This window comes from Mycobacterium sp. NGS61 (assembly GCF_059812325.1).
Genome location: NZ_JCALCL010000007.1, coordinates 38,304 through 64,497, shown reverse-complemented (window position 1 = coordinate 64,497; position 26,194 = coordinate 38,304). Strand labels below are relative to the sequence as shown.

General features: G+C 66.7%; 24 protein-coding genes and 2 pseudogenes. 14 read left to right on the top strand and 12 right to left on the bottom strand.

All coding sequences use genetic code 11. The features are described 5' to 3' along the window. From eccA to AC5Y3Z_RS16045, 3 genes are all read left to right on the top strand, one after another. On the top strand, window positions 1-1,836 hold the full coding sequence (gene eccA / locus AC5Y3Z_RS16055; RefSeq protein WP_463826490.1) for a type VII secretion AAA-ATPase EccA: 1,836 nt from the start codon (window positions 1-3) through the stop codon (window positions 1,834-1,836). A gap of 140 nt (window positions 1,837-1,976) precedes the next feature. Then, the gene (locus AC5Y3Z_RS16050) at window positions 1,977-3,401 is read left to right on the top strand and encodes a MinD/ParA family ATP-binding protein (RefSeq protein ID WP_463826796.1); all 1,425 of its coding nucleotides are present in this window, start codon (window positions 1,977-1,979) and stop codon (window positions 3,399-3,401) included. An 82-nt stretch (window positions 3,402-3,483) separates the two neighbouring features. Then, window positions 3,484-3,705, top strand: a complete 222-nt coding sequence (locus tag AC5Y3Z_RS16045; RefSeq protein ID WP_463826489.1) for a hypothetical protein — start codon at window positions 3,484-3,486, stop codon at window positions 3,703-3,705. Here AC5Y3Z_RS16045 and AC5Y3Z_RS16040 read toward each other — a convergent pair. The 6 genes and pseudogenes from AC5Y3Z_RS16040 to AC5Y3Z_RS16015 all read right to left on the bottom strand — a co-directional run bounded on the left by AC5Y3Z_RS16040 (window position 3,702) and on the right by AC5Y3Z_RS16015 (window position 9,475). After that, window positions 3,702-5,252 (bottom strand): class I adenylate-forming enzyme family protein, encoded by a 1,551-nt coding sequence (locus tag AC5Y3Z_RS16040; protein ID WP_463826488.1) that lies wholly within the window; start codon window positions 5,250-5,252, stop codon window positions 3,702-3,704. The genes AC5Y3Z_RS16045 and AC5Y3Z_RS16040 overlap by 4 nt on opposite strands. Further along, the gene (locus AC5Y3Z_RS16035; protein ID WP_463826487.1) at window positions 5,249-6,193 is read right to left on the bottom strand and encodes an acyl-CoA dehydrogenase family protein; all 945 of its coding nucleotides are present in this window, start codon (window positions 6,191-6,193) and stop codon (window positions 5,249-5,251) included. Before AC5Y3Z_RS16035 ends, AC5Y3Z_RS16040 begins: the two co-directional genes overlap by 4 nt. Continuing rightward, window positions 6,190-7,347 (bottom strand): acyl-CoA dehydrogenase family protein, encoded by a 1,158-nt coding sequence (locus AC5Y3Z_RS16030; protein ID WP_463826486.1) that lies wholly within the window; start codon window positions 7,345-7,347, stop codon window positions 6,190-6,192. Before AC5Y3Z_RS16030 ends, AC5Y3Z_RS16035 begins: the two co-directional genes overlap by 4 nt. Next, window positions 7,344-7,751 (bottom strand): annotated as a pseudogene (locus tag AC5Y3Z_RS16025) (acyl-CoA dehydrogenase family protein); the annotation flags it as partial. The gene AC5Y3Z_RS16030 and the pseudogene AC5Y3Z_RS16025, both read right to left, overlap by 4 nt. Window positions 7,752-7,808: 57 nt before the next feature. Continuing rightward, window positions 7,809-8,429 (bottom strand): annotated as a pseudogene (locus AC5Y3Z_RS16020) (acyl-CoA dehydrogenase family protein); the annotation flags it as partial. After that, entirely contained in the window at window positions 8,426-9,475 is a 1,050-nt protein-coding gene (locus AC5Y3Z_RS16015) for an acyl-CoA dehydrogenase family protein (protein WP_463826484.1), read from the bottom strand. The pseudogene AC5Y3Z_RS16020 and the gene AC5Y3Z_RS16015, both read right to left, overlap by 4 nt. Window positions 9,476-9,544: 69 nt before the next feature. Between AC5Y3Z_RS16015 and AC5Y3Z_RS16010 the strand changes: the two genes are divergently transcribed. Next, entirely contained in the window at window positions 9,545-10,402 is an 858-nt protein-coding gene (locus AC5Y3Z_RS16010; RefSeq protein WP_463826483.1) for an LLM class flavin-dependent oxidoreductase, read from the top strand. Here AC5Y3Z_RS16010 and AC5Y3Z_RS16005 read toward each other — a convergent pair. Both AC5Y3Z_RS16005 and AC5Y3Z_RS16000 read right to left on the bottom strand, forming a co-directional pair. Continuing rightward, the gene (locus tag AC5Y3Z_RS16005; protein WP_463826482.1) at window positions 10,359-11,093 is read right to left on the bottom strand and encodes an SDR family oxidoreductase; all 735 of its coding nucleotides are present in this window, start codon (window positions 11,091-11,093) and stop codon (window positions 10,359-10,361) included. The two genes, AC5Y3Z_RS16010 and AC5Y3Z_RS16005, sit on opposite strands and share 44 nt — an antisense overlap. Beyond that, a complete protein-coding gene (locus AC5Y3Z_RS16000) occupies window positions 11,090-11,911 on the bottom strand; it encodes a FadR/GntR family transcriptional regulator (RefSeq protein ID WP_463826481.1) in 822 nt (273 codons plus the stop codon). Before AC5Y3Z_RS16000 ends, AC5Y3Z_RS16005 begins: the two co-directional genes overlap by 4 nt. Window positions 11,912-11,998: 87 nt before the next feature. On the opposite strand from AC5Y3Z_RS16000, the gene AC5Y3Z_RS15995 reads away from it, so the two are divergent. From AC5Y3Z_RS15995 to AC5Y3Z_RS15965, 7 genes are all read left to right on the top strand, one after another. Beyond that, entirely contained in the window at window positions 11,999-14,407 is a 2,409-nt protein-coding gene (locus tag AC5Y3Z_RS15995) for a CaiB/BaiF CoA-transferase family protein (RefSeq protein ID WP_463826795.1), read from the top strand. Window positions 14,408-14,418: 11 nt separating this feature from the next. Continuing rightward, window positions 14,419-14,610, top strand: coding sequence for a ferredoxin (locus AC5Y3Z_RS15990; protein ID WP_463826480.1), 192 nt, complete (start codon window positions 14,419-14,421; stop codon window positions 14,608-14,610). Between the two features lie 95 nt (window positions 14,611-14,705). Beyond that, a complete protein-coding gene (locus tag AC5Y3Z_RS15985; RefSeq protein WP_463826479.1) occupies window positions 14,706-15,836 on the top strand; it encodes an aromatic ring-hydroxylating oxygenase subunit alpha in 1,131 nt (376 codons plus the stop codon). An 8-nt stretch (window positions 15,837-15,844) separates the two neighbouring features. Next, a complete protein-coding gene (locus tag AC5Y3Z_RS15980; protein WP_463826478.1) occupies window positions 15,845-17,410 on the top strand; it encodes an AMP-binding protein in 1,566 nt (521 codons plus the stop codon). Window positions 17,411-17,438: 28 nt separating this feature from the next. Next, window positions 17,439-17,861, top strand: coding sequence for a nuclear transport factor 2 family protein (locus AC5Y3Z_RS15975; RefSeq protein WP_463826477.1), 423 nt, complete (start codon window positions 17,439-17,441; stop codon window positions 17,859-17,861). Window positions 17,862-18,002: 141 nt separating this feature from the next. Next, entirely contained in the window at window positions 18,003-18,545 is a 543-nt protein-coding gene (locus AC5Y3Z_RS15970; RefSeq protein WP_463826476.1) for an FAS1-like dehydratase domain-containing protein, read from the top strand. Then, the gene (locus AC5Y3Z_RS15965) at window positions 18,542-19,015 is read left to right on the top strand and encodes a MaoC/PaaZ C-terminal domain-containing protein (protein ID WP_463826475.1); all 474 of its coding nucleotides are present in this window, start codon (window positions 18,542-18,544) and stop codon (window positions 19,013-19,015) included. The genes AC5Y3Z_RS15970 and AC5Y3Z_RS15965 overlap by 4 nt, the downstream gene beginning before the upstream one ends. Before the next feature lie 237 nt (window positions 19,016-19,252). Here AC5Y3Z_RS15965 and AC5Y3Z_RS15960 read toward each other — a convergent pair whose 3' ends face one another. Genes AC5Y3Z_RS15960 through AC5Y3Z_RS15950 form a run of 3 tightly spaced genes read right to left on the bottom strand, consistent with a single transcriptional unit; the run spans window position 19,253 to window position 21,446 of the window. Continuing rightward, on the bottom strand, window positions 19,253-19,687 hold the full coding sequence (locus AC5Y3Z_RS15960; protein ID WP_463826474.1) for a type II toxin-antitoxin system VapC family toxin: 435 nt from the start codon (window positions 19,685-19,687) through the stop codon (window positions 19,253-19,255). Continuing rightward, window positions 19,677-19,946, bottom strand: a complete 270-nt coding sequence (locus AC5Y3Z_RS15955; RefSeq protein ID WP_463826473.1) for a type II toxin-antitoxin system Phd/YefM family antitoxin — start codon at window positions 19,944-19,946, stop codon at window positions 19,677-19,679. Before AC5Y3Z_RS15955 ends, AC5Y3Z_RS15960 begins: the two co-directional genes overlap by 11 nt. 39 nt (window positions 19,947-19,985) lie before the next feature. Further along, window positions 19,986-21,446, bottom strand: coding sequence for an aldehyde dehydrogenase (locus AC5Y3Z_RS15950; RefSeq protein ID WP_463826472.1), 1,461 nt, complete (start codon window positions 21,444-21,446; stop codon window positions 19,986-19,988). 83 nt (window positions 21,447-21,529) lie between these two features. Between AC5Y3Z_RS15950 and AC5Y3Z_RS15945 the strand changes: the two genes are divergently transcribed. Further along, entirely contained in the window at window positions 21,530-22,837 is a 1,308-nt protein-coding gene (locus AC5Y3Z_RS15945; protein WP_463826471.1) for a lipocalin-like domain-containing protein, read from the top strand. A 12-nt stretch (window positions 22,838-22,849) separates the two neighbouring features. Here AC5Y3Z_RS15945 and AC5Y3Z_RS15940 read toward each other — a convergent pair whose 3' ends face one another. Beyond that, on the bottom strand, window positions 22,850-23,992 hold the full coding sequence (locus tag AC5Y3Z_RS15940) for an aromatic ring-hydroxylating oxygenase subunit alpha (RefSeq protein WP_463826470.1): 1,143 nt from the start codon (window positions 23,990-23,992) through the stop codon (window positions 22,850-22,852). A 76-nt stretch (window positions 23,993-24,068) separates the two neighbouring features. On the opposite strand from AC5Y3Z_RS15940, the gene AC5Y3Z_RS15935 reads away from it, so the two are divergent. Further along, window positions 24,069-24,932 carry a MerR family transcriptional regulator gene (locus AC5Y3Z_RS15935; RefSeq protein ID WP_463826469.1) on the top strand — a complete coding sequence of 288 codons (864 nt, stop codon included), beginning with the start codon at window positions 24,069-24,071 and terminating at the stop codon, window positions 24,930-24,932. A 180-nt stretch (window positions 24,933-25,112) separates the two neighbouring features. Next, window positions 25,113-25,832, top strand: coding sequence for a DUF1906 domain-containing protein (locus AC5Y3Z_RS15930; protein WP_463826468.1), 720 nt, complete (start codon window positions 25,113-25,115; stop codon window positions 25,830-25,832). Window positions 25,833-26,194: the final 362 nt, after the last annotated feature.

The window sequence follows — 26,194 nt, the reverse complement described above, 5'->3', positions numbered from 1 at the left end:
ATGCCTGGCACCAGGGATGCCCAGCGCGTCTTCGACGCCGGTGTGTTGTCGTTGGGCATTCCCGTCAACGGACTGGAAGTCGACCGCGATGTGCAGTACGCGGCCCTGGCGTTCAAACGTGCCACCGAGCACGATCCGCAGATGAGCGACGCGTGGTTGGGACGTGCCGCCGCCGGTGACACCAGCAGCGAGGTGATCTACAACCTCTGGCGCACCAGCAAGGACAACCTGTACCGCGAGCAGCGTCGCCTCGGGCTGCCCCGGCACGCGCTGGCCGGCCGCTTCCAGACCGGGTTGTACCTGGACTACACGCTGAGCACGCTCACCGAGGTGTGGCTGGGCTACGCAGCCAGCATGATCGCCGGCAAGGACTACGACGAGGCCGAGCGGGTGCTCGACGAGCTGGACACCATGCGACGATCCATGCCCGACGGCGACGCCGATTCCGCCGAGATCTGCGCCTACGTGCGGGCCGTGCTGCACTTCACCACCCAGCGCTGGCCCGATGTGCTTGCCGCACTGGCTAATTCGTCCTCGTTCAGCGACGACTACATCGCGGCTGGAGCACACCTGATGGTCGGTTCGGCGTGCGCGCAGATGGGCTTGTTCGGTGAAGGCATCCGGCGCCTCGACCAGGCGATCGACGGTCCGATTCCGGCTGCCGGCCGGGCCGCCGAATTCTGCAAGGGCCTCACGCTGCGCGAGATGGGCAAGGAGGCCGAAGCCCGGGTCATCTTCGAGCGGATCTACAGCGAAGAGCCGGGATTCGAAGCCAACGCGTCGGCGCTGCACGATCCCAAATTCCGGCTCATCATCACCAGCAAAGACGACATCGACTCCCGCACGGACAAGTGGGATCCCGGCACCGCCCGCAGTGCCCGGGAAGTCGACGTCGAGAGCATGAACGAGCGCAGCAACGAGTACCTGCGCGCGGCGCAGCAGGAGCTGGACCGGCAGATCGGTTTGACCGACGTCAAGCTGCAGGTGGCCAAGCTGCGGTCGGCCGCCAAGCTGGCCAAGGTCCGCGAAGGCAAGGGCCTCAACGCGGCTGCGCGCAGCCTGCACCTGGCCTTCACCGGACCACCCGGAACCGGCAAGACCACGATCGCTCGCGTGGTGGCCCAGGTTTACTGCGGATTGGGACTGCTCAAGACGCCCGCCGTGGTCGAAGCCAAGCGCGCCGATTTCGTCGGAGAACATCTGGGCAGTACGGCGATCAAGACGTCGGCGCTGATCGACACCGCGATGGACGGCGTGCTGTTCATCGACGAGGCCTACACGCTGATCCAGACCGGGCTGGCCGGCGGCGACGCCTTCGGCCGGGAGGCGGTCGACACGCTGTTGGCGCGGATGGAGAACGACCGCGACCGGCTAGTGGTGATCATCGCCGGCTACGACGCAGAGATCGACCGCTTCTTGGCCTCCAACGAGGGGATGGCCTCGCGGTTCACCAAACGGATCCGGTTCAATTCCTACACCCCGACCGAGCTGGGCGACATCGGCCGGCTGATCGCCAAGACCCGCGACTCTGAGCTCACCAAACCTGCTTACGAGGAACTGGTGACCGCCTGCACGGTGCTCTACGACAGTCAATCGGCCGACGACTCCGGGCAGTTGCGCCGCGATGTCGATCTGGTGGGCAACGGGCGGTTCGTCCGCAACGTGATCGAAGCGGCCGAGGAGGAGCGGGAGTACCGGCTCAGCGAGCGCCCGGACGTCAGCGTCGAAGATCTCGACGAGACCGAACTGATGCGCATCGAGCTCGGCGACATGCGCGCTGCGCTGGGAAATGTGTTGGGCATGTCCACCGGCCAGCTGACTTCGAGAACGCGATAGTGAGCCAATCCGACGCACCCAGGACCGGGTTCAAGCGCAGCAGCGACGCGGACACCAATCCCATCCCCGTACAAGCAATTCAGGCCAAGCTGGCGGAGGAATCCGACGGATCGGACGTCGACGAGGCGCCGCCGGGACCGATGTCGGCAGGCACCAAGGTGATGACTTTGCCGCCCGCGCCGCCGGCAGAACCGGAAGTGTCGGAGCCGGAGTCGTCGGAACCGGAGCCGTCGGAACCGGAGTCGTCGAAAACTGAGTTGTCGGAACCGGAACCGAAGGCGCACTCAGAGCCTGAGGCCGCGCCGGATCCAGCGCCGCCGCGTCCCGGCCCGATGGCGCAGAGCACGGCCGTCTTCCGGTTGCCGCCCCAGCCGCGGGTGCGCCCGGGTCCGCCGCGTCGGCCCGCTGCGGGCGCAGAGCCGCCGGTGGCACCGCCGGTGCGTCCGGCCCCGCTACCCAGGCGGCCGGTGCCGCCGCCGGTGGCCGCACCGCCGCCCGCCGTCGCCCGACAGCCGGCCCAACCCTCCGCGGACCCCAGGCTGCAGCCGCCGGCATCCCCGCCGGTCGCGACACCGTTCACCCGCGCCGCCCCCAGCGCACCGGTTCCGCAGCCGGGCGTTCCCGACCCGCGCATCCCGTCGCACACCGATCTCGGACTGGTGCGCCGCGCCCGGCCGTTGCCGCAGCGCGGCTGGCGCAGGGTGGTGCACCGCTTCACCGGTCTCAACCCCGGCGAATCCGAACTGGAGAACACGCGCCAGAAGCTGGTGGCGCGGGTGAGTCAACCGGTGCGCGGCGACTACAGCATCGCGGTGTTGTCGATGAAGGGCGGTGTCGGCAAGACCACGACGACCGTCGGATTGGGGTCCACTTTCGCTGCCATCCGCGGCGACCGCGTCATCGCCGTCGACGCCAACCCTGACTTCGGCACCCTGGCACAGCGCGGGCCTGATCAGAGTAGGTCCACAGTGCGGGACCTGTTGTTGGACGACAACATCTTTCGGTATTCCGACATTCGCAGACACACGTCGCAGAGCACGAGCCGGCTGGAAATCCTTGCCTCCGAGCGTGATCCGGCGACTTCGGAAGCGTTCTCCGACGCCGACTACCGCGTGGTGATTCGGCTGCTGCAGCGGTTCTACAACCTGATCCTGACCGACTGCGGCACCGGCCTGGTGCATTCGGCGATGTCGGCCGTCCTCGACGAAGCCGACGCGATCGTGTTGGTCGCCTCGCCCGCCATCGACGCCGCCCGCAGCGCGTTCGCAACCCTGGATTGGCTGGAGCATCACGGTCGGGGGCATCTGGTCCCCAACGCCACGGTGGTGATCAGCGCCGCACGCCCCGGCAAAGCGTCGGTGGATCTGGACAAGCTGGCCGCCCAGTTTCTGACGCGTATCCGGTCGGTCCATGTCATCCCGTTCGACGACCACCTGGCACAGGGGTCCGAGGTGGTGCTGGACCTGATGGCCAACCGGACCCGCCAGGCGTTTCTCGAGCTGGCCGCGTCTATCGCCGACGGATTCGCCGATACCAAACGCAGTGATCGGATGTCGCGCGGCTGAGCCCGGGGGGATTCAATGCCGCGCCTGAGGTGCGGCGCTCTGATATAGCCATCAGGACGCCGTGGAATGAACAGGGGGTGCCGTGAAAGCCGTGGTCGTAACACTCGTCGAGTTGCTCGTGATCATCGTCGCCATGGCGGCGTGGGTGTTCGTGGACGCCAGAGCCCATGCCGGACGCGGCCGTCCGATCATCTCGTCATACGGCTCGCTCCAACTGAACACGCCGATCGCGTGGTTCCTGGCCTGCCTGGTCATGTGGGAGACGTTCTTTCCGCTCTACCTGGACACTCGGGCCTTCACCTAGCCGCTGTCAGTGGCAGTGTGGTTCACCGGAACACCGGCGTCACCGCCCTCGCGCGCCGCGATCAGCGCCGAGCGATTCACCTTCGTCGCCGCGGTGCGGGGCATCTCGTCGACGAACTCGACGGTCTTGGGGACCTTGTAGGGGGCCAGACGGCTCTTGGCGTAATCGATCACCTGCTGCTCGGTCAGCGGCTCGCCGGCATGGGCCGATACCTGTACGACGGCGTGCACCCGGCGGCCCCACTGCGCGTCGGACAGACCGATGACGACGACGTCGGCGATGTCGGGGTGCCCGGAGAGGGCGGATTCCACTTCCGCCGGGAAGACGTTGGCCCCACCGCTGACGATCATGTCGGCGCGCCGGTCGGTGATGTACAGGAAACCGTCCTCGTCGAGACGGCCGATGTCGCCGGCGGAGCGGAAGCCGTCGTCGGTGGACGGCAGCGGTGGTGCGCCGCCCAGGTAGCGGTATCCCGCGCTCATCGCCGCCCGCAGGTAGATGTCGCCTTCCTCGCCCGGTCCCAGCGGCTTCTTGTCGGCGCCGAGAATCCGGATTTCGGTGTCGCGGAAACCACGTCCCACGCTGCCCGGGTGCGTCAGCCACTCGTCGCCGCGTAGCGCCGTGAGTCCAAGATTCTCAGTCATGCCGTAGGCGGTGATGATCTGCTCGGGGCTCAGCAATTCGAACCAGGTGCGCAACAGTGCCGGCGGCATGACCGCGGCGCCTTGCAGGATGAACACGACGCTGGACAGGTCGCGCTGCCGGATGTCGGGCAGCGCTGCCACCCGCGCCAGCATGGTCGGGGTGGCGGTGAAATTGGTGATCCGGTAACGCTCGATGGTGTCCACAAACAGTGGCGCGTCGAACTTTTCGAGGATCACCAGGCGGTCGCCGCCCAGCAGCATCAGAAAGGTCGCGAATCCGTTGGTGTGATACATGGGAGCCGGAACCATGATCCGCTGCGGCTTGGCCACCGGTGTCCAGTTCGACAGGAACGGCTCTCCCTGCTGCGGAATCCACAGCGACGGCGCCAGGTTGAGGATGACCTTCGGCACTCCGGTGGACCCGCTGCTGCAGATCCCGTTCGCGGTGGGGGAAACGGCTGTGGGCAGCGGGCTTTGGGATTCGGCCGCGGCCACTGCGTCGAGTTCCCACCGGCTGGTGTCGTCGACCACGACAACCGGGTCGATCACTTCGCGGACCCGGTTACGTTCCCATTCGGGCAGATCCCAATGCATCGGGATCGGAACGGCGCCGATCTTCCAGCAGCCCAGCGTGGCCAGCACCAGGTGCACCGAGTTCGGAATGGCAATGGCGACAAAGGAACCGGTCCCGGCACCGCGGGCGGCCAGTGCACGTCCCCATTGGTTGGCGCGGGCGTCGAGTTCGCCGAAGGTCAGCGTTTCCGCGCTGCCGTCCAGCGCGACCACCGTCACCGCCGGGTCATCGTGCTGCTGCTCGGCCAATTGCTGGAGCTTGGCGCTGAAGGGGACGCCGTCGGCGAACGGGTTGATGGGCGCATCCGACGGTGCGGGCTGGGTGGTCATGCCGAGGCCCGCTCGCTGAACAGCGTTTCGAAGTGTCCCTCGCGCACATCGGCGATCAGCCGCAGGCTCAGCGCCTCCGGCCCCGCGGGCAACCGGATCAGCGGTTGGGTATGCCGGTCGAGCACGCTGACGTCGGATTCGTCACAGAATCCCAGCGCCCCGAGCAGTTGGTGCGCAGCGCGCAACACCTGCCGTGCGGTTTCGGCGGCCTTGAGCCGCAGTACCAGAGCGTCCGCCGAAAGAGTCCGTATGGCAACCGATTCCGGTCGGCAGATGGTGTACTTGGTCAGCTCGTGCAGTCCGCGCACCCCGACCGATGCATCCGCGACGGCGAATCGGACCGACTGGAAGTCCGCCAACGGCTTGCCGAACTGCACCCGGGCCTGCACATGCTCGGTGACGATGTCCAGCGCCCGCTGCATCGCCCCCAGAATCCGCCATGATCCCAGCACGAGATGAAGGTTAACGTCGGCGGCCGGCACGGTTTCGCCGGGTCCCTCGCACGCGCTCAAGGTCGCCGGCACCAGGAAGGGGCCGAGCTTGGCACCCGCGCGGGTTCCCGGCCGGGCGTGGTAGCTGTTGCCGTCCAGATCGGCGGCGATCCAGGTGCCCGCCAGATCGCCGTGGTCGATGCGCGCAGCCGCGGGGTCGACCAGCGCCAGCCGGGCGCCGTCGATCGCCAGCAGTTCCTCGACGAGCGGGTAAGGCAATGCCACCGCCCCGGCGACCTGGCACAACACCGCGGCAGCCAGCAGGTCGTCGGTCCCCGACCGCACGTCGAGGTCGAATGCACCGAGTTCGGCCAGAGCGTCGCGCGCCGCATGGCGGACGGTGTCGTCGGTTTCGGCGCGCAGTGCCGCCTGCGGCCCCCCCAACCGGGTCAGCCGCTTGGCGGCGACCGCTGCGAAATCGGCGATATCCTGCGGCAGTTCGGTATTCACCGGCGCTCTCCCAACACGTCGCGGGCCACCATCATGCGCTGGACTTCGATGGTGCCCGAGGCGACGGTGGCGGCCTGCGCATAGCGCCAATGGTCGTCGACCGCGCCGTGCAGTGCGGCGGTGGCGCCGCTGTCCAGCGCCGTGGGTCCCAGCACATCGAAGAGCAGCTCGGCGACCAGTTGATCGCAGGTGGTGGTGGCGATGCGGGCGGCGCTGGCCGCGGCGCCGGCCTGCGGATCGTCCTGCAGCGACACCGCGCGGTAAGCCATCAGCCTGGCCACCCGCAGATCGACGAGCGCCCGCACCCATCGGCTGCGGATCGATTCCGGTAACCGGTCCCAGTCATCGCCCAGTGCGGTCTGCATGCGGTCCAGCAGGGCCTCGCAGCGGGCGTAGCGCGCGATGCCGACGCGTTCGAACGCCAGCGCCTCGCGCATCACCCGCCAGCCGTCACCGGGCTCACCCAGGATGTCGTCGTCGGATGCCGGCACCCCGTCCAGGAACACCTCGTTGAGGTGATGCGGCCCGAGCATCGACGGGATGCCACGCACGGTGAACCCTTCGCGGTCCATCGGAATCAGAAACAGGCTGAGGCGCTTGGGTTTCGGCGCATCCGGGTGGGTGCAGGCCGCCAGCACGCACCACGACGCCATCCGGGCGTAGGAGGTCCACACCTTCTGCCCGTCGATGCGCCAACCGGTGCCGTCCGGCACGGCGCGGGTGCGCAGTGAGGCGAGGTCGGTCCCGGCTTCCGGCTCGGAGAATCCCTGACACCAGATCACCTCACCGGATGCGATGCCGGACAGGTGTTTTGCCTTCTGCTCGGCCGTCCCGTGCCGCATGATCGCCGGACCGACCCAGTTGATGCCCATGTACTGCGGTCCACGCGGCTCGTAGTTGGCCCACATCTCTTCACGCAGCACGGTCTGCTGCCAGATCGAACCGCCACCGCCGCCATGTTCTTTCGGCCACGCCAGCGCCAGCAACCCTTCGGACGCCAACAGCTTGCAGAACGACTCGGTGGTCGCCAGGTCGTCCGGATCGTCGGTGCAGGCGCCGAGAAAATCTTCCGGAATGTGGTCGGCTATCAACTGGCGCAACCGGTTTCGCAGCTCACCGGCGTCGTCACCGAGATCGTAGTCCATCGTGGTCATCCCTTCGGCAGCCCGAGCACCCGCTCGGCGATGATGTTGCGTTGGACCTCGGAGGTCCCACCGTAGATGGTGGCGGCCAGCGCATCCTGGCGTTCGAACAGCAGGTCCGGGTCCGAGCTCGAAGCCGGGCCGGCCGCGGCTGCGCTCAACTCCCAGACCCGTTGCAGCGTCAGCGATCCGAGGAGCTTCATGGTGTCGGCCTCCGGGCTGGGCCGCCCGGCGAGTTCGTTGGCCAGGGCGCGGTAGCCGGTGGCCCGCAGCGCCTCGGCGTCGGCGTGCAACCTGCCCAGTTCGGTGTGGACGTCCGGGTTGTCGCCGATGGAGGCCAGCCCGCGTTTGATCTCGACCCAGTTCATGATCCAGATCATCTGCCGCTCATGGTGTAACGACGCCAGCGCGACATTCCAGCCGCCGTTGCACGGACCCAGCAGGTTGGCTGCCGGCACCTCGACGTCGTCGAGGAAGACCTCGCAGAACGTCTCGTCGGAGATCGAGGCCATCCGGATGGTCTCGATCCGCACCCCCGGTGACTCCAGGTCGAGGATCAGGCAGGAGATGCCGCGGTGCTTCGGCGCGTCCGGGTCGGTGCGGGCATACAGGGTGCACCACCGCGACAGGTGGGCCTGGGTGGTCCAGATCTTGTGGCCGTTGACCCGGAACACCTCGCCCTCGCGCACGGCACGGGTGCGCAAACCGGCGAAATCGGACCCGGCCTCCGGTTCGGACATGCCCAGGGCCCACCATTCGTCGCCGCGCAACGCGGGAACCAGCAGGCGCTCGATCTGTTCGGGCGTGCCGAACTGGCGGATGCCCGCCGCCGCAACGTTGGGCCCGGCGATGTTGGGTAGCTTGGGCGCACTGCGCAGTGCCGCCTCGATGCGGATCTCCATGGCGTCGCGCAGGCTCAGTGAGCGCCCGCCGTGCTCGCGCGGCCAGGTGGGTTGTATCCAGCCGGCCTCGAAGGCGGCCCGTTGATAGTCGCGCCGCAGCGCTATGTCCCAGCGGTACTCCCGATAGCGGTCGTGATAGTCGCCGGGCAGAAAATCGGTCAGCCACGCACCGAATTCGTCGACCACCGTCATGGCGCGCCTCCGGCCAGACGCCGGCCCACCTCGGTGTACAGCGCGCGGCTGTCACCCAGCAGCGACGCGTTCTGCCAGGCGTGCCGGACGAACAAGTGGGCGTCGTGTTCCCAGGTCTGACCCAGCGCGCCGTGCACCTGGACCGCTGTGCGCGCGCACTGGGCGGCGGCATCCGCGGCCGCCGCTTTGGCCATGGCCGCCGCGGTCCAGGAGCACGACCCGGCGGCGGCGTAGGTGAGGCTGCGGGCGCGCTCGAGGCTGACGTAGTTGTCGGCGAGCGCGTGCTTGATGCCCTGGAACGCGCCGATCGGGGTGCCGAACTGCCGCCGCGTCCTGGCGTGCTCGATGGACCGCTGCAGGGCTGCGCCCGCTACCCCGATCAGGTCGGCGGCGACCGCGACCAACGGTGCGGCCAGGGCGGATTCGATGCTGTCGACGGGTGCGACGGCCGCCGGTGCCGCGTCGATATCGGCGTCGGCGACGGGTTGGGCGGGATCGGTGGACTCGCCGGCCCGGATGGTCACCCCCTCACCGGCGCGCACCACGGCAGCGACCGGCCCGTCGTCGGAGATCGCCAGTGTGACGATCAACTCCGCGCGGGAACCGTGCGGTATCGCGACCGCCCGTCCGTGCACGCGGCCGTCCTGAAATGTCATCGGTGCGCCCGGTAGCCGCACACCGGGGGAGTGCACGGCCAGGGTCGCGACTACCCCGGAGGTGATCTGCGCCAGCATCTCGTCGACTGCGGGACCCGCGGCACGCAAAACCCCTGCGGCCAGCCCGACCCCGCACAGCAGCGGCACGGGCGCGAGCGCCGCGCCGCACTCCTCGAGGACCACCGCGAGCTCGACCGGACCGAATTCACCGTCGGAGTCACGCGCTGCCAGTTCGGTCCAGCCGAGGTCGACGACCGTCTTCCACAGGACACGCCACCGTTCGGGGTCATCGAGGGCCTGTCGGGCGGCATCGGGCGGGCACTCGGTGCGCAGGATGGCGCGCACGGTGTCGCGCAGCGACAACTGCTCCGACGTCAGACCAACATCCATAAGACCCCTAACATAATAAAAATAGTAAACTAGCGACCCACGCGCAAACGGACATGGTGAGGTGGTCGGATGGTCGAGTGGTACCTGTTTCTGCCGCAGGTTCGGCTACCGGTGGCCGACATCGTGGACCGGGCGAAGCATGCCGAGGCCGGCGGGTTCGATGGGATCGCTTTCATCGATCATCTCGAGGCGCCCGGGCAGCCGGGTGAAAACATCTGGGAGGCAATGGGCGTCGCCGGCTGGGTCGCCGCGAAGACGCAACGGTTGCGGGTCGGTCATCTGGTGCTGTGTGACGCTTTCCGGCATCCGGCGGTGCTCGCCAAACAGGCCGTCACCCTGTCCGAGGCGTCGGAGGGCCGATTCGAACTGGGCCTCGGGTCCGGATCCTGGCCTGCGGAGTTCACCAAATTCGATGTCGGTCAGCAGGATCCGGTTGCCCGGGTCGAGCAGCTCGGGCGACACCTGGGACTGATCAAGCAGTACTGGGCCCGGGACCAGCATCCCCGGCCTACGTACCCGATACCGCTGGTCCTGGGTGGCAGCGGCCCGCGGATGATGAAACTCGTTGCTGAACACGCGGATTGGTGGAACCTGCAGGCAAATCACCTCGACCGGCTGGCCCGGCTGTCCGACGCCACCGGCTCGGCACGGATATCGGTCCAGCAGATGGTGGGCTTCGTCCGCTCGGGCATCGATCCCGAGCAGGTCCGCGAGGTCAGCACCCGACGCTTCGGCCACCTCAGCCCCGGGTTGGTGTGCGGCGACGCCGACGAGCTGACCGCCCACTTCGCCGCGCTGGCCGCGCAACGGGTCGAACGCTTCTACGTGTGGTTCGCCGATTTCGCCGCCCCGCAGTCACTGGCTGAGTTCGGTGAATCGGTGATCAGGAGGTTCTCTGGGCCTTTGCTCGCCGGCGGGCTTCGGTAGGCACCACCGGGGCGCGGGCGTACGGCCCGCGCTGCACGGCGCTGAGCCGGATTTCCGGCAGGTCCACCGAGGGGTCGACGGTGTCCAGCCAGGCGACCGTCTCGGCGATGTCGGACACCTGGATCGCGTACATCTCGAACGGAACATCTTGCAGCATCTCGGTTTCCACCGGACCCGGCGTCACCAGGTGCACCGCGATACCGTCGCGGTCGACCTCCAGCGCCAAGGCCCGCGCGAACGCGTTCATGCCGGCCTTGGACGCGGAATATGCGGTGCGGCCCATCATCGGTTCGTGCGAGGCCGAGGACGAAATGAAGATCAGCCGCGACCCGGGCCGCATCCGCGGCAGTACCGCGGAGGTCAGCACGAAGCACGAGTCGAGATTGGCCGAGATGATGGTGCGCCACTGCTCGAAAGTCTGCTTGCGCGCGTACGTTCCACCCAGCGCGCCGGCCGCATGGACGACGAGGTCGATGCGTTCGAGTGGGCTCAGCGCGGCGGCGAACTCATCCGGGTCAGCCGCGTCGGCGACGATGGCGCGGGCACCGACCTCGGCGGCCGCCGCACGCAGCGGGCCTTCGCGCCGCGCCAGCACCACGACGTCATAGTCGAGCTGACAAAGCTTGGCGGCGCACGCTTTTCCAATGCCACCGCTACCGCCGGTGACCAGAGCGGTTCGTCGAGTGGTCAAGGGCGCCGGAGGTCCCGCGGCCGGGACAACGCTTGCGGCGACAACGCATAGATCCGCTGTTCGGCGCGGCCGGACAAGACGTAGGTCTGGGTGTCGGCGAGGTGCCGACCGGCGATACGGCGTGCCCGGTCCACGTCGCCCTCGGCGATCGTCTCGGTCAGCTTGATGTGGGTGTTCAGCGCGGCCCGGCGCCTGGTCGGCGACGGGTAGGTGCCGCTGGCCGAACTTTCGTCGGCCCATTGCTGTTCGTGGCTGGACCACAGCGTCTCCAGGCTGCCCACCACCGCGATGATGGTGTGGTTGCCGCAACCCCGCACGATGAGGTTGTGAAATTTGCGGCCGATCTCGGTGAAGAGCCGCCCGTCTTCCAGGTTTTCCGCCATCTCGTCGTTGACCTGCTTGAGTTCGGGCACCAGGGTGTCGGCCCGGTCGGGCCGCTGGGCCGCCAGCGCCGCACAGGCGGGCTCGAGTTCCTGCAACGCGGCGCCCAGATCGCTGACGACGACGTTCTCACTCTGCAGCAACAGTCCCAACATGTAGGCGGCGCTGGTCTTGGCCGGTGCGTGCACGACCGCGCCGCCCCGGTTTCCGCGCCGCACCGAGACCAGTCCCTCGGTCTCCAGGATCCGTAGCGCTTCGCGCAGCGAGACCAGGCTGACCTTGAACTGATCGACGAGCACTTCCTGGCGTGGCAGCAGGTCGCCATCGGCGAGCTCACCGTCGATGATCTGGCGGCGCAACTCGTCGGCGACGATCTCGGCGATCCGCGGCGCGGACAGCCGGCGGCGGGCGTCGGGCCCAATACCCAGAGCGGTCATCCGGTTCCTCGCAACCTGCAGCAGGAGAGAGTACACGGTTGCTGACCCCGCGAACTCGTCTGGCTTAGCTATTTTAGCAGTAATGGTATAAATAGCCGCGTGAGTCACGGGGCCGATAACCGGCCGACGCCGCTCGACGATCTGCGAGTCGTCGAGATCAGTGACCGCCTGGCCGGCAGCTATTGCGGGAAGCTGCTGGTGGACGCCGGTGCGGTGGTTCGCAAAGTCGAACCGCCGCAAGGGGATCCGCTGCGGCGCTATTCCGCGACTTGCTCGCCGGTGCCGGACGGCGCAACCGGCCCGTTGTTCAGTTACCTCAATGCCGGCAAGAGCAGCCTGGCCGTGTCGGCCGATTCCGAGCGCTTCCGCGCCGAACTCGCCGGCGCAGACGTCGTCGTGGTGGCCACCGGACGCGCCCGGGCGGCCGCGCTGGGGATCGACCCGCAGCGGCTGCTGGCACGATCCCCGCAGGCGGTCGTCGTGACCATCTCCGATTTCGGTTGGAGCGGCCCGTTCGCCGATCGCGCTGCCACCGAGTTCACCCTGCAGGCGTGGTCGGGGTGCACGGGCTTCCGCGGCGATCCGGCCGGTCCGCCCATCTCGATCGGCGGTGAGCTCGGGGAGTACATGGGCGGTGTGTATGCGGCATTCGGAGTGCTGGCCGTGCGTCGCCGCGTCGAGCACGGCGGACCGGGGGAGCACCTGGACCTGTCCATGCTCGAAGCGATCACGGCGATGCAGAGCAGCGAATGGCTGCATTCCCAACTGCTTCGGGTGCCGCCGATCCGGCGCACCCTCGAGGTGCCCTCCATCCTTGCCGCCAAGGACGGCTACGTCGGCATCACCATGGTCACCGGGCAACAGTGGCTCGACTTCACCGCAATGGTCGAATGCCCGCAGTTCGAAGACATTCCGCAGCTGCGCTTCCAGATCGGTCGCTGGGAGTACCGCGACATGATCTACGAAGCGATCGGGCCGTGGATGGCGCAGCGCACCGTCGCCGAGATCGTCGAACTCGGCCAGCTCTTCCGGCTGCCGATCGCCCCGCTGGGCAACGGCGCCACCGTCCGGGACATGGACTACATGACCGAACGGGGCGTGTTCGTCGCGAATCCCGCCGGTTTCCACCAGCCGCGGCCACCGTGGCTGATGTCGCGCTGTGCTCCGGCACCGCCGCGCACGTCGCCCGGACTCGGGGACGGGAACGGTCAATCGGCATGGCAACAAAGGGAATCCGGACCAGTGTCGCCCGAAGCCGGGCTGCCGTTGCAGGGTGTCCGCATCGTCGACCTCACCGCCTTCTGGGCCGGCCCGGCCGCCACCCACCTGCTCGCCGCATTCGGCGCCGACGTCGTCAAGGTGGAGTCGATCCAGCGTCCCGACGGCATCCGGTACTCGGGCGGCATGCGTACCGATGTCGACGATTGGTGGGAATACGGCTGGGTGTTCCATGCGATGAACACCAACAAGCGGTCCGTCACACTGGATTTGGGGTCGGCGGAGGGTCGGCGGCTGTTCACCCGGCTGGTTGCCCAGGCTGATGTGGTGATCGAGAATTTCTCGCCGCGGGTGATGGAGAACTTCGGCCTCACCGCCGACGTCATGCTGGAGATGAACCCTGAACTCGTCGTCGCCCGGATGCCGGCTTTCGGGCTGGACGGTCCGTGGCGGGACCGAGTCGGATTCGCGCCCACCATGGAGCAGATCGCCGGCCTGGCCTGGGTGACCGGTCTGCCGGAGACCCCGCCGGTGACCCCGCGCGGTGCCTGCGATCCACTGGCCGGTGTGCACGCCGCGTTCGCGGTGCTGGCAGCGTTGCATTTCGCCGAACGCACCGGGTCGGGACAGCAGGTCGAGCTGCCGATGGTGGAAACGGTGTTGAATACCACCGCAATTCAGCCGATCGAATACGAAGTTTTCGGCAAGACCCTGACCCGGCGGGGCAACCGTGGGCACGGCGGTGTGCTGCAGAACCTGTATCGGTGTGCGGGGCCGGACGACGAGTGGATCGCGGTCAGTGTGTGCGACGACCGGCACTGGGCGGGTTTGGTCGACGTGCTGGGCGCGCCCGCCTGGTCAGCCGACGGACTGTCCACCGCGGCGGACCGACGTGCGCGGGCCGACGAGATCGATGACAGGTTGCGGGACTGGTTCGCCGGCCAGCCGCGGGACAGCGTGGCGGAACGGCTGGCGGGTGCGGGTGTCCCGGTGGCACCGGTCGTCTCGCCGTCCTCGGTGACCGAGAACGTTCAGTTGCGGAAGCGCGGCTTCTTCGAGGCGCTGGAACATCCGCGAACCGGACCCGGCCTCTATCCCACGCCGCCGTTCGCGCTGCTGGCCGGTCAACAAAACTGGCTGAGTCGCCCACCGCCGACGTTGGGCGAGCACAATGAAGAAGTACTGCGCGATCAGTGCGGGCTGACCGAGGAGGAACTCGCGCACCTTGCCGCCAGCGGGGTGATCGGGACCCGACCGGTCGGCGTCACGGCAAAGTAAGGGGACATCTGATGCGCGTGATCGTTGATCCGGACATGTGCGAGGCCAACGGGTTCTGTGAATCGCTCGCCGCCGACATCTTCGAGTTGGGCGATGAGGACGTGGTGCAGATCGCCGACGGTCCGGTGCCCGCCGACCGCGAGATCGATGTGCGCGCGGCGGTGGACCAGTGCCCGCGGGCGGCGTTGAAGCTCATCGACTGAACCCGATGAGCGGCCGCGTTGACGTTCAATGTCTAAGATAGTAAAAATAGACATTGGTCGTCGAACCGCGGTGAAGCGTGGGCAACGGAGAAGTCGTGACGGATACATTTTCAGACCTGGCCGCGGACTCGGCGGCCGAAGATCCCTCGGAACGGGAGTTCGGGCCGTCCGGTATCGCGCTATCCACCTATCGCTTTCCGACGGGTTGGTTCATCGTCGGGTTCGCCTCTGACCTGGCCGCCGGCGAAGTCAAACGGGTGCACTACTTCGGTGAGGAATTGGTGCTCTTCCGCACCAAGTCCGGCAAGGTGAACGTGCTGGACGCCTACTGTCAGCACCTCGGCGCCAACATGGGTGTCGGCGGGACGGTCGAGGGCGAACACATCGTCTGCCCCTGGCACGGCTGGCAGTGGCGCGGCGACGGCACCAACGCCCTGATCCCGTACAGCAAGATCGGTTGCAAGAACAACGTCCGCATCCGCACCTACCCGACGACCGAGTGGTACGGATTCATCCTGGTCTGGCACGAACGCCACGGCCGCGCGCCGTATTGGCAGCCGCCGGTGCTGCCGGAGTTGGAGACCGACGAGTACTACCCGCTGCACCCCCACACCCGGATGGTCAACCGGGTCAAGGTGCACGCGCAGATGATCATCGAGAACGCGGCCGACCCATACCACGTCCAGTACGTGCACAAGGCGGCCAACCCGGCCAACACCGCGTCGTTTGAGGTGTCCGGTTATCACCTGCACGCCACCGTCAAGGCCCACTTCGGCGGCGGCCGGGCTAAAACCTGGCTGACGCCGAACGGGCCGGTCGACGCCAAGATCATCTACGACAACTACTCGCTCGGGTTGGGCATCGTGCGCTTCCCCAGTGACCTGGTGCAGACCTGTCAGGTCACCGGCCAGACGCCGGTCGACGAGGACTACACCGATTACTTCTATACCCAGGCCTCGCTGCGGGAGCCCGGCGACAGCGGCGACAAGCCCACCGGTCGCGCCGCCAAATTCCTTGCGCTGCAACAGGAAGTGATCAAGCAGGACTTCTTCACCTGGGAGAACATGAAGTACCTGGAGAAGCCGAACCTCGCGCCGGAGGAGGCGCATGACTATGCGGCCCTGCGTCGCTGGGCGCACCGCTTCTACCCCGGTGCCGCGCCGTCGCCCAAAGACTTCGGGTACACCGCCGACGGCGAGCCGGACCCGGCCGCCGCTCCGGCCTGATCCCGCCGGTGTCTCCGGGCCCGGGTGATTTCGGTGTCGACGAGTTCACGGTGCCTGCCGTGCTCGATCGTCGGGCCGAGCAGTTCCCGGACCGGGTGATGATGTCGGTGGCCGGTCTGGACATCACGTTCGCCCAGCTACGCCGGCGTTCTCTTGCCGCGGCGGCTCTACTGGCTGATCTCGGTGTGGGACAGGGCGATTGCGTCGCACTGTTCACTGCGACGTGCCCGGAATGGATCTACTTCTGGCTCGGTGCGGCCCGGATCGGCGCAGTGAGTGCCGCGGTCAACGCCGCCAACAAGGGCGACTTTCTGCTGCACAACCTGAAGTTGTCGCAGGCCAAGGTAATCGTCACCGACGCCGAGCGACGGACCCGCCTCGACGAGATCGCCGCGCAACTGAGCACTGATGTTGTGGTGCTTGACGATTCGCTCACCGCGGCACTGGACCGCGAGGTATCGGTGCCCGCGAAGCCCGCCGCTGCCGGCGACCTCGGCGCGCTGTTCTTCACCTCCGGCACCACCGGGCCGTCGAAAGCTGTTGCCACGTCCTGGCATTACCTGTTCACGGTGGCGGCGACCGCAGTGTCGGCCTGGGAGTTCGCGGCGGGGGAGACCCTGTGGACCGCGATGCCGCTGTTTCACCTGAGCGCGGCGCCGGTGGTGCTGGCACCGATGCTGGTCGGCGGCACCGCGGTACTGGCCGAAGCTTTTCATCCGGGCGAGGTGTGGGACGACGTGCGCTCCCACGATGCCGTCGGGTTCGTCGGTGCGGGCGCGATGGTGTCCATGCTGCAGAACCTGCCCGCCGATCCGCGCGACGCGCAGTTGCCGTTGCGGTTCATCTCGGCGGCGCCCATCGATGCCGTGTCGTACCGGTCGATCGAGAAGCGGTACGGCTGCGCGGTCGTCACCATGTACGGCATGACTGAGGCATTTCCGATTGCGGTCAACGGCGTTGCCTACGAGGGTGTTCCGGGGACATCCGGGTGCGCGAATCCGAACTTCGAGGTCCGCATCGTCGATGCCGACGGCGTCGAATGTCCGACCGGATCGGTGGGGGAGATCAGTTGCCGGCCCCGGTATGCCGAAGTGATGAGTCAGGGCTACGTGCGGCCTGGCGACGACGCATTGCTCGTGGACCCCCATCCGGAGTGGTTCCGCACCGGTGACCTGGGCAGGTTCGACGACGGCGGCAACCTGACGTACGTGGACCGCGTGAAGGACTCGCTGCGTCGCCGCGGTGAGAACGTCTCCTCGGTGGAAGTGGAGGCCGTGCTGGCCAGTCATCCGGCTGTGCAGGAAGCCGCCGCCGTGGCAGTGCCCAGTGCGCTGGGGGAGGACGACATCCTGTCAGTTGTCATGTTAAGGCCGGGTGCGGCAATGGATTACGTGGAGCTGCTGGATTTCTGCGCCGCGCGCATGCCGTACTTCTGTGTGCCCAGGTACATCGATACCGTCGATGAACTTCCCAAGAACGTCATCGGCCGCGTCCGCAAGGACGTGTTGCGGGCCCGGGGCTTGACGGCGGGGGCGTGGGACCGGGAAAGCCACGGATACACAGTGAGCCGATGAATACACACCGCAGGAAAGGCGAACCAACATGCCGTTGACCTACCAGGAACAGCAGATGCTGCAGGCCGCGACCGGTCGCGGCGCGATTCTGGATCTGACCGCGCGGCACAACCGGGCCCACGCCGACGGGGACCGCGACGCGTGGATCACCACGTTCCGGCATTCCGGTGCCACCTATGTGCGCGACGGAGAGTCGTTCGACGATCTGCGTGCCGCGTTCGACGGCGGCGACGGGCGACGTCTGGTCACCGTCGACCACGAGTTACACGTCGACGGCGTCCACGCGACACAGCATTGTGTGGCAATCCTTTTCCACACCGCGGGCGGCGAAACCACGCTGCAGGCCACCGGTGCGTTCCGGGACAAACTCAGCTACGAGCGCGGCGGCTGGTACTTCACCTCCCGGGAACTGACCTGGGATTCGGTGCCCAGTCCGCAGTTGGTCGGCTGATACCGGTCACGCCCTGAGCTGACCCAGCAGGCCCAGCATGTCCGCGCGCGCCCAATGCCCGACCCACTGTCGTCTCGGAGTCAAAGGAGGGTGGTGTCCGGATGTTCCCACCTAGATCAGCCTGAACTACTCTGGCGAAGAATGGTCGAGGACATCAGTTACAAATGCGCGTTCGGAACATACGAGGACGCGCTGAAGATGGTGGGCTTCCGCACCGAACCCCGCACTGCCGGAACTGTGGTGAGCGGTGCCAGAATCCAGCATTTCGCCGCCCTGGTACACGACGGCAACCCGGCCTACTGGAACCGCGAGTTCGCAACGCAGGTGTGGGGCGGGCTCCTTGCGCCGCCGGGATTGCTGATGGGTTGGGTGATCCCACTGCCGTGGGCCGGCGATGGCGTTCGGCCGACGGCAGCAATCGCGATCCGGGTTCCGCTGCCCGGCAGGACTTTTGTGAACGCATCCAACGAGGCCGAGTTCTTGGTCCCGATCGTCGAGGGCGACCGACTCTCCATCGTGGAGGAGGTGGTTTCGGTGTCTGCCGAGAAGACCACCAAACTTGGTGTGGGACATTTCATTCAGACGCTGGATACATTCCTGCGTGATGACGGCACGGTCGTGGCGTTGAACCGGAATACCTTGTTCCGCTTCAATCCGAGCGATTCGACCGGGGACCCCGGATGATCTCGGACACCGGAGACCACCGACTGGATTGGGATGCGCTGAGCGTTCCTGTCGACCTGCCTGAGGTTGTCGACGAGATCAGCTATGAACGGGTGGTGATGAATGCGGGCGCTACCTGGGATTTCTTCCCGGGGCATTTCGACCCCGAATACGCCAAGCGCCAAGGCCACCCGACGATCTTCGTCAACACCATGCATCTGGCCGGATTCGCCGACCGGATCGCGACCGAGTGGGCGGGCCCGACCAGTCGGGTGCTGCGCCGCTCCATGCGACTGATCGGATCTATCTACGCCGGCGACACCATGATCGGCCGGGGACAGGCAACGGCCAAGCGCCTGGACACTACGGTCGACCCGCCGCGTCAACTGGTCGACCTGCGGATCGAGGTGAGCAACCAGCACGGTGCGCTGTGCTGCCCGGTCGACATCACCTTGCAGTTGAGCGGATCCGGATACCTCATCAGTGGATGATGCGGGTGGACTGCATCGCTCGCGCCGTCGGGGCCGATGTCCGGTCCGACCCCGGGTGGTGCGAACTGTTCCACTCCGGTCTACCGCACGCCTGGCGGACCTTGACCGAGTCTGGCATGTTCGATGCGCCGGTTCACATAGCCGAGGGCGCGGATGTGCAGACAAGGCTGCTCGCCCGCCTTGGCCGTGACCCGTCGTGGCGGTGCCCAGCAGGAGGCGAGCCGGCTGGGTGACTCGTCACGACGGTGGACGTCGTACCGCGACGACGCGGAGAATACCGTCCAGTCCGTCGAAATCGGTTGCGTTGGTGGTGTACAGCGGCAACTGTGCGGCCGCGGCCGTCGACGCGATCATCAGGTCGGCTATCCGCCGTCTGGGAGTTCGGCCACGGGCTTGGACCGACGCGCTGATACGTCCGAATGCCCGAGCAGCCTCGGTCTCGAATGCAATCGGGTCAAACTCGTTCTCTGCGCGTTGCAACACGGCCGCGCGGCGGGCGCGTTCCTCGACGGAGTCCGCGGTGTTGCCGCCGACCAGATGGACGCCCGCGGACAGTTCAGCCAAAGTGACAGCGCTGATTGCCATTTCGTCTGGCAGCTCGTCCGGGTCGATGGCGTTGCGCAGGATCAGGATGTTGGTGTCGAGCAGACCCCGCGTCGGATCAGCGTTCATACGGGTCGATTGTGGACTGGTCGAACGCGGCGTCTTGGTCGGCGCGGAAGGCGGTTATGTCGATCAGTGGCGCTAATTGCGACCCCCGGGCAAAGTCGGCGCGCGAGACGAAGCGACGCCGCCCACGCAGGGGAATTAATTCGCCGATCTGACGGCCGTCCCGCGTGACCGCGAAAGAGTCGCCCCGCTCGACGGCATCCATGATTTCTTTCGATCGCATGCGGAGGTCACGCTGACTGACTTGGCGCTGACCACTCATGTGCCATAGGGTAGCACGCCGTGCTACATGCAACGAGAGTCAGAGCGGCGGTAACTTGCCGCCGCACGCGATCGACTGCAGCTCCACGTATTCGTGCAACCCCTCCGGACCGAATTCGCGCCCCAGCCCGGAGTGTTTGAAGCCGCCGAACGGATTACTGATGTCGAGCATGTACATGTTGATGCCGTAGGTGCCGGTGCGCACCTGCGCGGCGATCTCCAAGCCATGCGCGACGTCGGCAGTCCACACCGAACCGGCCAGGCCGTAGTCGCTGTCGTTGGCGATCCGGATCGCGTCGTCCTCGTCGTCGTAGGTGAGCACGGTCAGCACCGGGCCGAAGATCTCCTCGCGGGCGATCCGCATGTCGTTGGTCGCGTCGGTAAACAGGGTGGGGCGCACGTACCAGCCGCGCGGCGCGGGGCTGTCGTCCCCGCCGATCACGACGCGGGCGCCTTCCTGTTGCCCGGACCGGATGTAGTCCTGTACCCGGGCCTGTTGTCGTTGGGCGACAAGGGGTCCGATGTCGGTCTTCTCATCGTCAGGGTCACCCACCCGCAGCGAGGACATCATGTCGGCCAGCGCGTCCACCAGCTCGTCGTGGCGCCGTTGGCTGACCAGGATGCGCGTCTGCGCAACGCAGGCCTGCCCGTTGTTCATCAAGCTGGCCGTCTTCAATCCGCTTACCGTCCTGCCGATGTCGGCGTCGTCGAGGACGATCGCCGCGGACTTGCCGCCGAGTTCCAGGCTCACCCGTTTCAACTGCTCACCGCACAACGCGGCGATGCGCCGGCCGGTGGCGCTGGAACCGGTGAACGCGATCTTGTCCACGCCCGGGTGACGCACCAGCGCCTCGCCGACCTCCGGCCCGCCGGTGAGCACCGAGACCACACCTTCGGGCAGGTCGAGTTGCTCGATCATCTCGGCCAACCACAAAGCGTCCAAAGGGGTTTCGGGTGCGGGCTTGATGATAACCGGGCAGCCCGCCAGCAATGCGGGAATCAGTTTCGGCATGATCAGGCATTGCGGGACGTTCCACGGCACGATCGCCCCGACCACCCCGACCGGGGCGCGGCGCAGGTGCGCTTCGCCGAGCACACCGCGACGGCGCTCCACCCACGGGAACTCCCGCGCGGTCGCCAATGCCAGGTGGATCATCGAGGCGGCTCCGGCCGCCTGGCCCAGTCTGCTGAAGCTGCGCGGCGAACCCATCTGTGCGGTGATCAGGTCGGCCATCTCCTCGATGTGCCGACCGTAGACGCCGGCCAGCTCATCGATTTTGCGCATCCGTTCCTGCGGTTCCAGCCGCGGCCACGGGCCGTGATCGAAGGCTCGGCGCGCCGCAGCGACCGCGGCCTCGATGTCGTCGGGGCCTGCGGCCGGAACCTCGGCGATCGTCTCCTGGGAGTGCGGGGAGATGACGGAAATCCGTTCCGTTGCTGTGGGTTTGCGCCATCGACCGCCGACGAACAATTCGTCGTAAGAGCGGGGATTCGCCGTCATCGGGGCACCACCTCAGGGCAGGCGACGGTTAAATTCACTATTGATGCTAACATAGCAAAAATTCAGCAGAGGCAAGGCAACCTGTGACGAACGACTGGCGCAGCTACCCGTTCCAGCTGGTACCCGGTGACAGCCAACTGGAATTTCCCGCCGCCGAAGGCGAGCACCCCGGTCAGGAGTCCGACACCTGGTTCATCGCCGGTGAACTCGCCGCAGCCGACACCGGTAGGTCATTCGCGTTCCTGACCATCTTCAACAAGAACCGGCCCGGCGGCTCGATCGTCGCCGACTTCTACACGCTGGCGTTGTTCGATCTCGACACCGGTGCGTACGGCACCTTCACCGATTACGACATGCCGCCGGCCAGCATGGAACCAGGGGTCAAGCCCAAGATGACCACCGCTGTCGGCCATCTCGACCTCGCATACGACACCGGTGCCGGCACCGCCCGCTGGACGACGCGCGACGACGACGGAGAGTTGCTGCCCTACACCTACGACATCAGCCTGGTGGGCACCGACCAGCACGGGCAGCCCATGCACCTGGACCTGGCGGTCACGCCGACACGCGCACCGACCCCGTTGGGCGCAGCGGCTTACCACGGCAAGATCGCCTGCTTCGGTCAGGACGACACCTACTCCTACTTCCAGACCGGGATGGTGATGACCGGAACGCTGCGCTGGGGTGACAGCACCGAACGCGTCACCGGCACCAGCGGGCACGTCGACCGGCAATGGTTCCCGAAGTACGCGGGTGGGGGAACTGGTGAGCCGCCGCGCACCCGATCGCACGAATGGCGGACCATCAACTTCGACAACGGCGTCGACATGAGCATCTGGCGCCAGTTCCTGCGCACCGAAGGCAATGCGCTGCAACCGTTTACCGGCATCACCACCAGCTACCCCGACGGCAGGGCCCCGGAGTGCGTCGAGGATTTCGACGTCACCATCACCAGCTACGTGCGCTGGCCGGACGAGATCAGAGCGCTGATCCGCCCGCCCGTCAAGGCCCGCTATCTGCCTGATCGGCATCGAATCGTCTGTGCTCCACTCCAATTGGATATCGTCGGCGAGCCGCTGGTGCCGGCCCCGGCGCACGGCTTGCCAATCGAGTACATGGAAGGGCCCTACCGCTACCGGGGAACGCTGGCCGGTGAGCCGGTGACGGCGTTCGCGTTCAACGAGCGTTCGCTGGCGCTGTACCGGGATTGGGAGTTGCTGCAGGTGTTGGCCACCGAAGCGGCACCGGACCTGGTCGACCGGCTCACCCAGCTACTGGCGTCCGGTCGCTGCAGCGAGGCACTCGAGGTCGTCCGGGCGGCGATGGCCGACGCTCCGGAACACGCAGAGGTGCTCGAAGCTCTCGCCGAGGCGCTGTCGCAGTCGGCGTAAATCCCGAAAGATTCAGCCGCGCGCGTCGACTGCCTGCTGCCAGGCAAGGTGTCGGTGCTGCAACCCCGGCTCGTTGCGCCCGAACAGAAGCTGTTCGCGCGCACCGGATTCCAGGTTGGCCTGCAGTTGCGCGACCAACCGGTAGTCCTCGTCGCGAACGGTGGCGTGGGCGTATTCGAAGACGGTCTGCGCGCCGGCCGCCACGGATTCCTCAGAGATGTCCAACGGCGTCGAATTCTGATGGACGGTGATCGACCGCCCCGGCTGATCACCCGGGTAGACCCGGAACAACTCACCGTTGGCGATGGTCACTGAGATCACGATGTTGGGGAACAACGCGTAGATGACCACCAGGTTGTTCAGCGGCACCCACTGCTGCTCAGGCACATCCTCCAGATCCAGAATTGTGTTGAGCGGGAAGATCAACCGGTGGTGGGGTCCGAACGCATCGAACACCGTGCAATTGCTGCGCGCCAGGGTCGCAAACGTCTTTTCGTGCACGGTGGCGAAGTGGTAGTTCTCCGCGAAGGTATCCACCGCTAGCTTCCAGTTGATGGGCGAATCGAGCACCTTCTCGCCCAGCGGAGTCCACCGTCCGATACCCCACGAATCCAGTTCGGCAGCCAATGGCCCCAGGTGGGCCGCGACATCCAGCTCCACTTCGGGATCCAATGCTATCCAGAGGAATCCGGCGTATTCGGTGGCCGGCAGCTCGGTCAGCCCGTCAGACTTCAGCGTGGTGTCCGGGAATCCTTCCCGTCCCGGCAACGCAACCAACCGGCCGGTGTTGTCGTAGGTCCAGGCGTGGTAGGGGCAGGTGAACCGTTTGGCGACACCGCAACCCGATGCGACCGGCGCCTGCCGGTGCAGGCAGATGTTGTCGAATGCCTTGACCGAGCCGTCGGCCGTGCGGGTCAACAGGATGGACCGGCCCAGCACTGTCTTGGTGCAATAGGCCCCCGGCCGCGGCAGTTCGGAGACATAGCCGACCAATTGCGGGCTGGCCTGCACCATGACCCGATCGCGCTCGTGCCGCTCCCGTGCGGTGTACTCAGCCGCGTTGACCCGGTGCGGCGCAGGTGCGAGGTCGGTCGTTTTGTCCCGCGCCAATTTGAGCGCACGACGGGTGAGATCGATGAGCTGATCGTGATCCACCGGAAGCCTCCTGCAGTCCTGTCTCCAAGCTTTTCTGCTTCCAGTACAGACCTTATGACCGTTGTAAGGTCAAGACGTGGCTGACCAGTTGTTGATCGGCGAGGTCACCGCGTTGACGGGAATCGCCTCAGGTCGCATCCGCCACTACGAGAAAATCGGATTGTTGCGTGCCGAGCACCTCAGCAACGGGTATCGGGTCTTCGATGTCGAGCAGGTGCTCGACCTGCTGCGCATCGACCTGATGAGAAGCCTCGGCGTCAGCATCAACGACATCGCCCGGTTGCTGGATGACGGGCAGACGACGCTGTCCGACCTGCTCGACGAACACCGCACACTGCTGGTGCGCCAGCGCGACCGGTTGGACCAGCTGATCACTGCGATCGATGCCGCCACCGACGCCGGCGGCGGCGACGTCAACGAGCACATCCTGCGCCGACTGGCGACCACCCACCGCGACAGCATCGGCGTGATGGGCAGACTGTCCGAGCCGTTGGCCGCCCCGGTGGCCGCGATGTATGCCGAGCTCTTCGACGAGTGGCAGTTGCCGGTGCCCGCTTTGTTCGGGCAGATGGTGCTGCCGCCCGCTGCCAGCACGTTGTTGGCGGAACTGTCCGGATGCCCGGGGCGGCGGGTGCTGTTCGATCGACTCCGCCAACTCGCCGCTGACGTGATCGCGCTGGGCGACAACGTCTCGGCGGTAGCGGAACTCGCAGGCAGGTGGATTGATGCGCAGGTGGCCGAGCCGTTGCCCGACGACGTGGTGGGTGCTCTGCGCAGGGTGCAACCGCTGTTGGAGAACGACCCGGTGATCGTGCAGGGCTTCCGCGCGTGGGCGCGCTCGATCAACCCCGCGGCGCCGATGTTGATCGACGAGATCGCTCAGCAGACGGCCCGGCGCGGACTCGAAGCGATCAGCGTGATCGTGCTGCCCGACCGCTGACCGGACGCACCGGAAGTGTCGAGCCTGAACAGGTGGCACCGAGACTGCAGTGAGGACGTCGGCGCGCACAGAATGCGGCGCTGAGTACAGGCTCGACAACCCAAGAACGATGCCAAGGTGATGCGTTGTGTCCAGTGTGGCCAACGTGATTTCTGGGAACAGTGAACTACTCTGTGCCGCATGTCGGTCTCTCGGCGTGACGTGCTCAAACTCGCCGCGGCGACACCCGGCCTGCTGGGGCTGGGTGCTGCGGCAGCGTCCCTGCGCGCGGCGCCCGCCGCGGCCTCGCTCGGCACGTTGCTGGACTACGCGGCCGGCGTCATCCCTGCCAGCGAGATCCGGGCCGCGGGTGCCGTCGGGGCGATCCGGTACGTGTCGGACCGCCGGCCCGGCGGTGCCTGGATGCTGGGCAAGCCCATTCAGCTGGCCGAGGCGCGCGACCTGCACGGGAGCGGACTCAAGATCGTGTCCTGTTACCAATTCGGCAAAGGCAGCACGTCGGACTGGCTGGGTGGGGCTGCCGCAGGCCTGCAGCACGCCAAGCGCGGCATGGAACTGCACGCCGCCGCCGGCGGCCCGTCCAGTGCCCCCATCTACGCCTCCATCGACGACGATCCCTCGCACGACCAGTACAAGAACCAGATCGTCCCCTACCTGCGGTCCTGGGAGTCGGTTGTCGGGCACCAGCGCACGGGTGTCTACGCCAACTCGAAGACCATCGACTGGGCGGTCAACGACGGCTTGGGCACCTACTTCTGGCAGCACAACTGGGGATCGCCGAAGGGGTACGAACACCCCGCCGCGCACCTGCATCAGGTCGAGATCGACAAGCGCTCGGTCGGCGGCGTCGGCGTCGACGTCAACGAGATCCTCAAGCCCCAATTCGGGCAGTGGGCCTGACCCCCGGTCGGTTCCCAGGCTCTGCCGCGGGCCCGCCTCGCACTTTCCAGCAAACACTTGTTCGCGCAGCTTCGGCGGTCGGCTACACGGATGAATCCGCGACAGCCCGCTGGGCGGCTCATTACGCGACGCTTGAGGGCGAAATTTTTCATATAACGATTTGATAACAATACTGCTTTGAACAGCGGAGTTATAGCTACTCGACCGTAACCACCTGCATGCAGGACGTTTGTCGGCGCCGCTCGCTCCGGCGGCCAAACGCGGTGTTACCCACGACACGGTTACCCGTGCGTAGAACTCGCCAGTAACCAATCGCTCCAAGAATTCGTGGAGATCCTCATGACACTCTTATTGGGACCGAT

Excerpts from the sequence above, each read along its gene's own strand:
- eccA (WP_463826490.1), top strand. The coding sequence starts at position 1 with ATGCCTGGCACCAGGGATGCCCAGCGCGTCTTCGACGCCGGTGTGTTG.
- AC5Y3Z_RS16050 (WP_463826796.1), top strand. The coding sequence starts at position 1,977 with ATGTCGGCAGGCACCAAGGTGATGACTTTGCCGCCCGCGCCGCCGGCA.
- AC5Y3Z_RS16040 (WP_463826488.1), bottom strand. The coding sequence starts at position 5,252 with ATGACCACCCAGCCCGCACCGTCGGATGCGCCCATCAACCCGTTCGCC.
- AC5Y3Z_RS16030 (WP_463826486.1), bottom strand. The coding sequence starts at position 7,347 with ATGACCACGATGGACTACGATCTCGGTGACGACGCCGGTGAGCTGCGA.
- AC5Y3Z_RS16015 (WP_463826484.1), bottom strand. The coding sequence starts at position 9,475 with ATGGATGTTGGTCTGACGTCGGAGCAGTTGTCGCTGCGCGACACCGTG.
- AC5Y3Z_RS16010 (WP_463826483.1), top strand. The coding sequence starts at position 9,545 with ATGGTCGAGTGGTACCTGTTTCTGCCGCAGGTTCGGCTACCGGTGGCC.
- AC5Y3Z_RS16000 (WP_463826481.1), bottom strand. The coding sequence starts at position 11,911 with ATGACCGCTCTGGGTATTGGGCCCGACGCCCGCCGCCGGCTGTCCGCG.
- AC5Y3Z_RS15990 (WP_463826480.1), top strand. The coding sequence starts at position 14,419 with ATGCGCGTGATCGTTGATCCGGACATGTGCGAGGCCAACGGGTTCTGT.
- AC5Y3Z_RS15975 (WP_463826477.1), top strand. The coding sequence starts at position 17,439 with ATGCCGTTGACCTACCAGGAACAGCAGATGCTGCAGGCCGCGACCGGT.
- AC5Y3Z_RS15970 (WP_463826476.1), top strand. The coding sequence starts at position 18,003 with ATGGTCGAGGACATCAGTTACAAATGCGCGTTCGGAACATACGAGGAC.
- AC5Y3Z_RS15965 (WP_463826475.1), top strand. The coding sequence starts at position 18,542 with ATGATCTCGGACACCGGAGACCACCGACTGGATTGGGATGCGCTGAGC.
- AC5Y3Z_RS15960 (WP_463826474.1), bottom strand. The coding sequence starts at position 19,687 with ATGAACGCTGATCCGACGCGGGGTCTGCTCGACACCAACATCCTGATC.
- AC5Y3Z_RS15955 (WP_463826473.1), bottom strand. The coding sequence starts at position 19,946 with ATGAGTGGTCAGCGCCAAGTCAGTCAGCGTGACCTCCGCATGCGATCG.
- AC5Y3Z_RS15950 (WP_463826472.1), bottom strand. The coding sequence starts at position 21,446 with ATGACGGCGAATCCCCGCTCTTACGACGAATTGTTCGTCGGCGGTCGA.
- AC5Y3Z_RS15930 (WP_463826468.1), top strand. The coding sequence starts at position 25,113 with ATGTCGGTCTCTCGGCGTGACGTGCTCAAACTCGCCGCGGCGACACCC.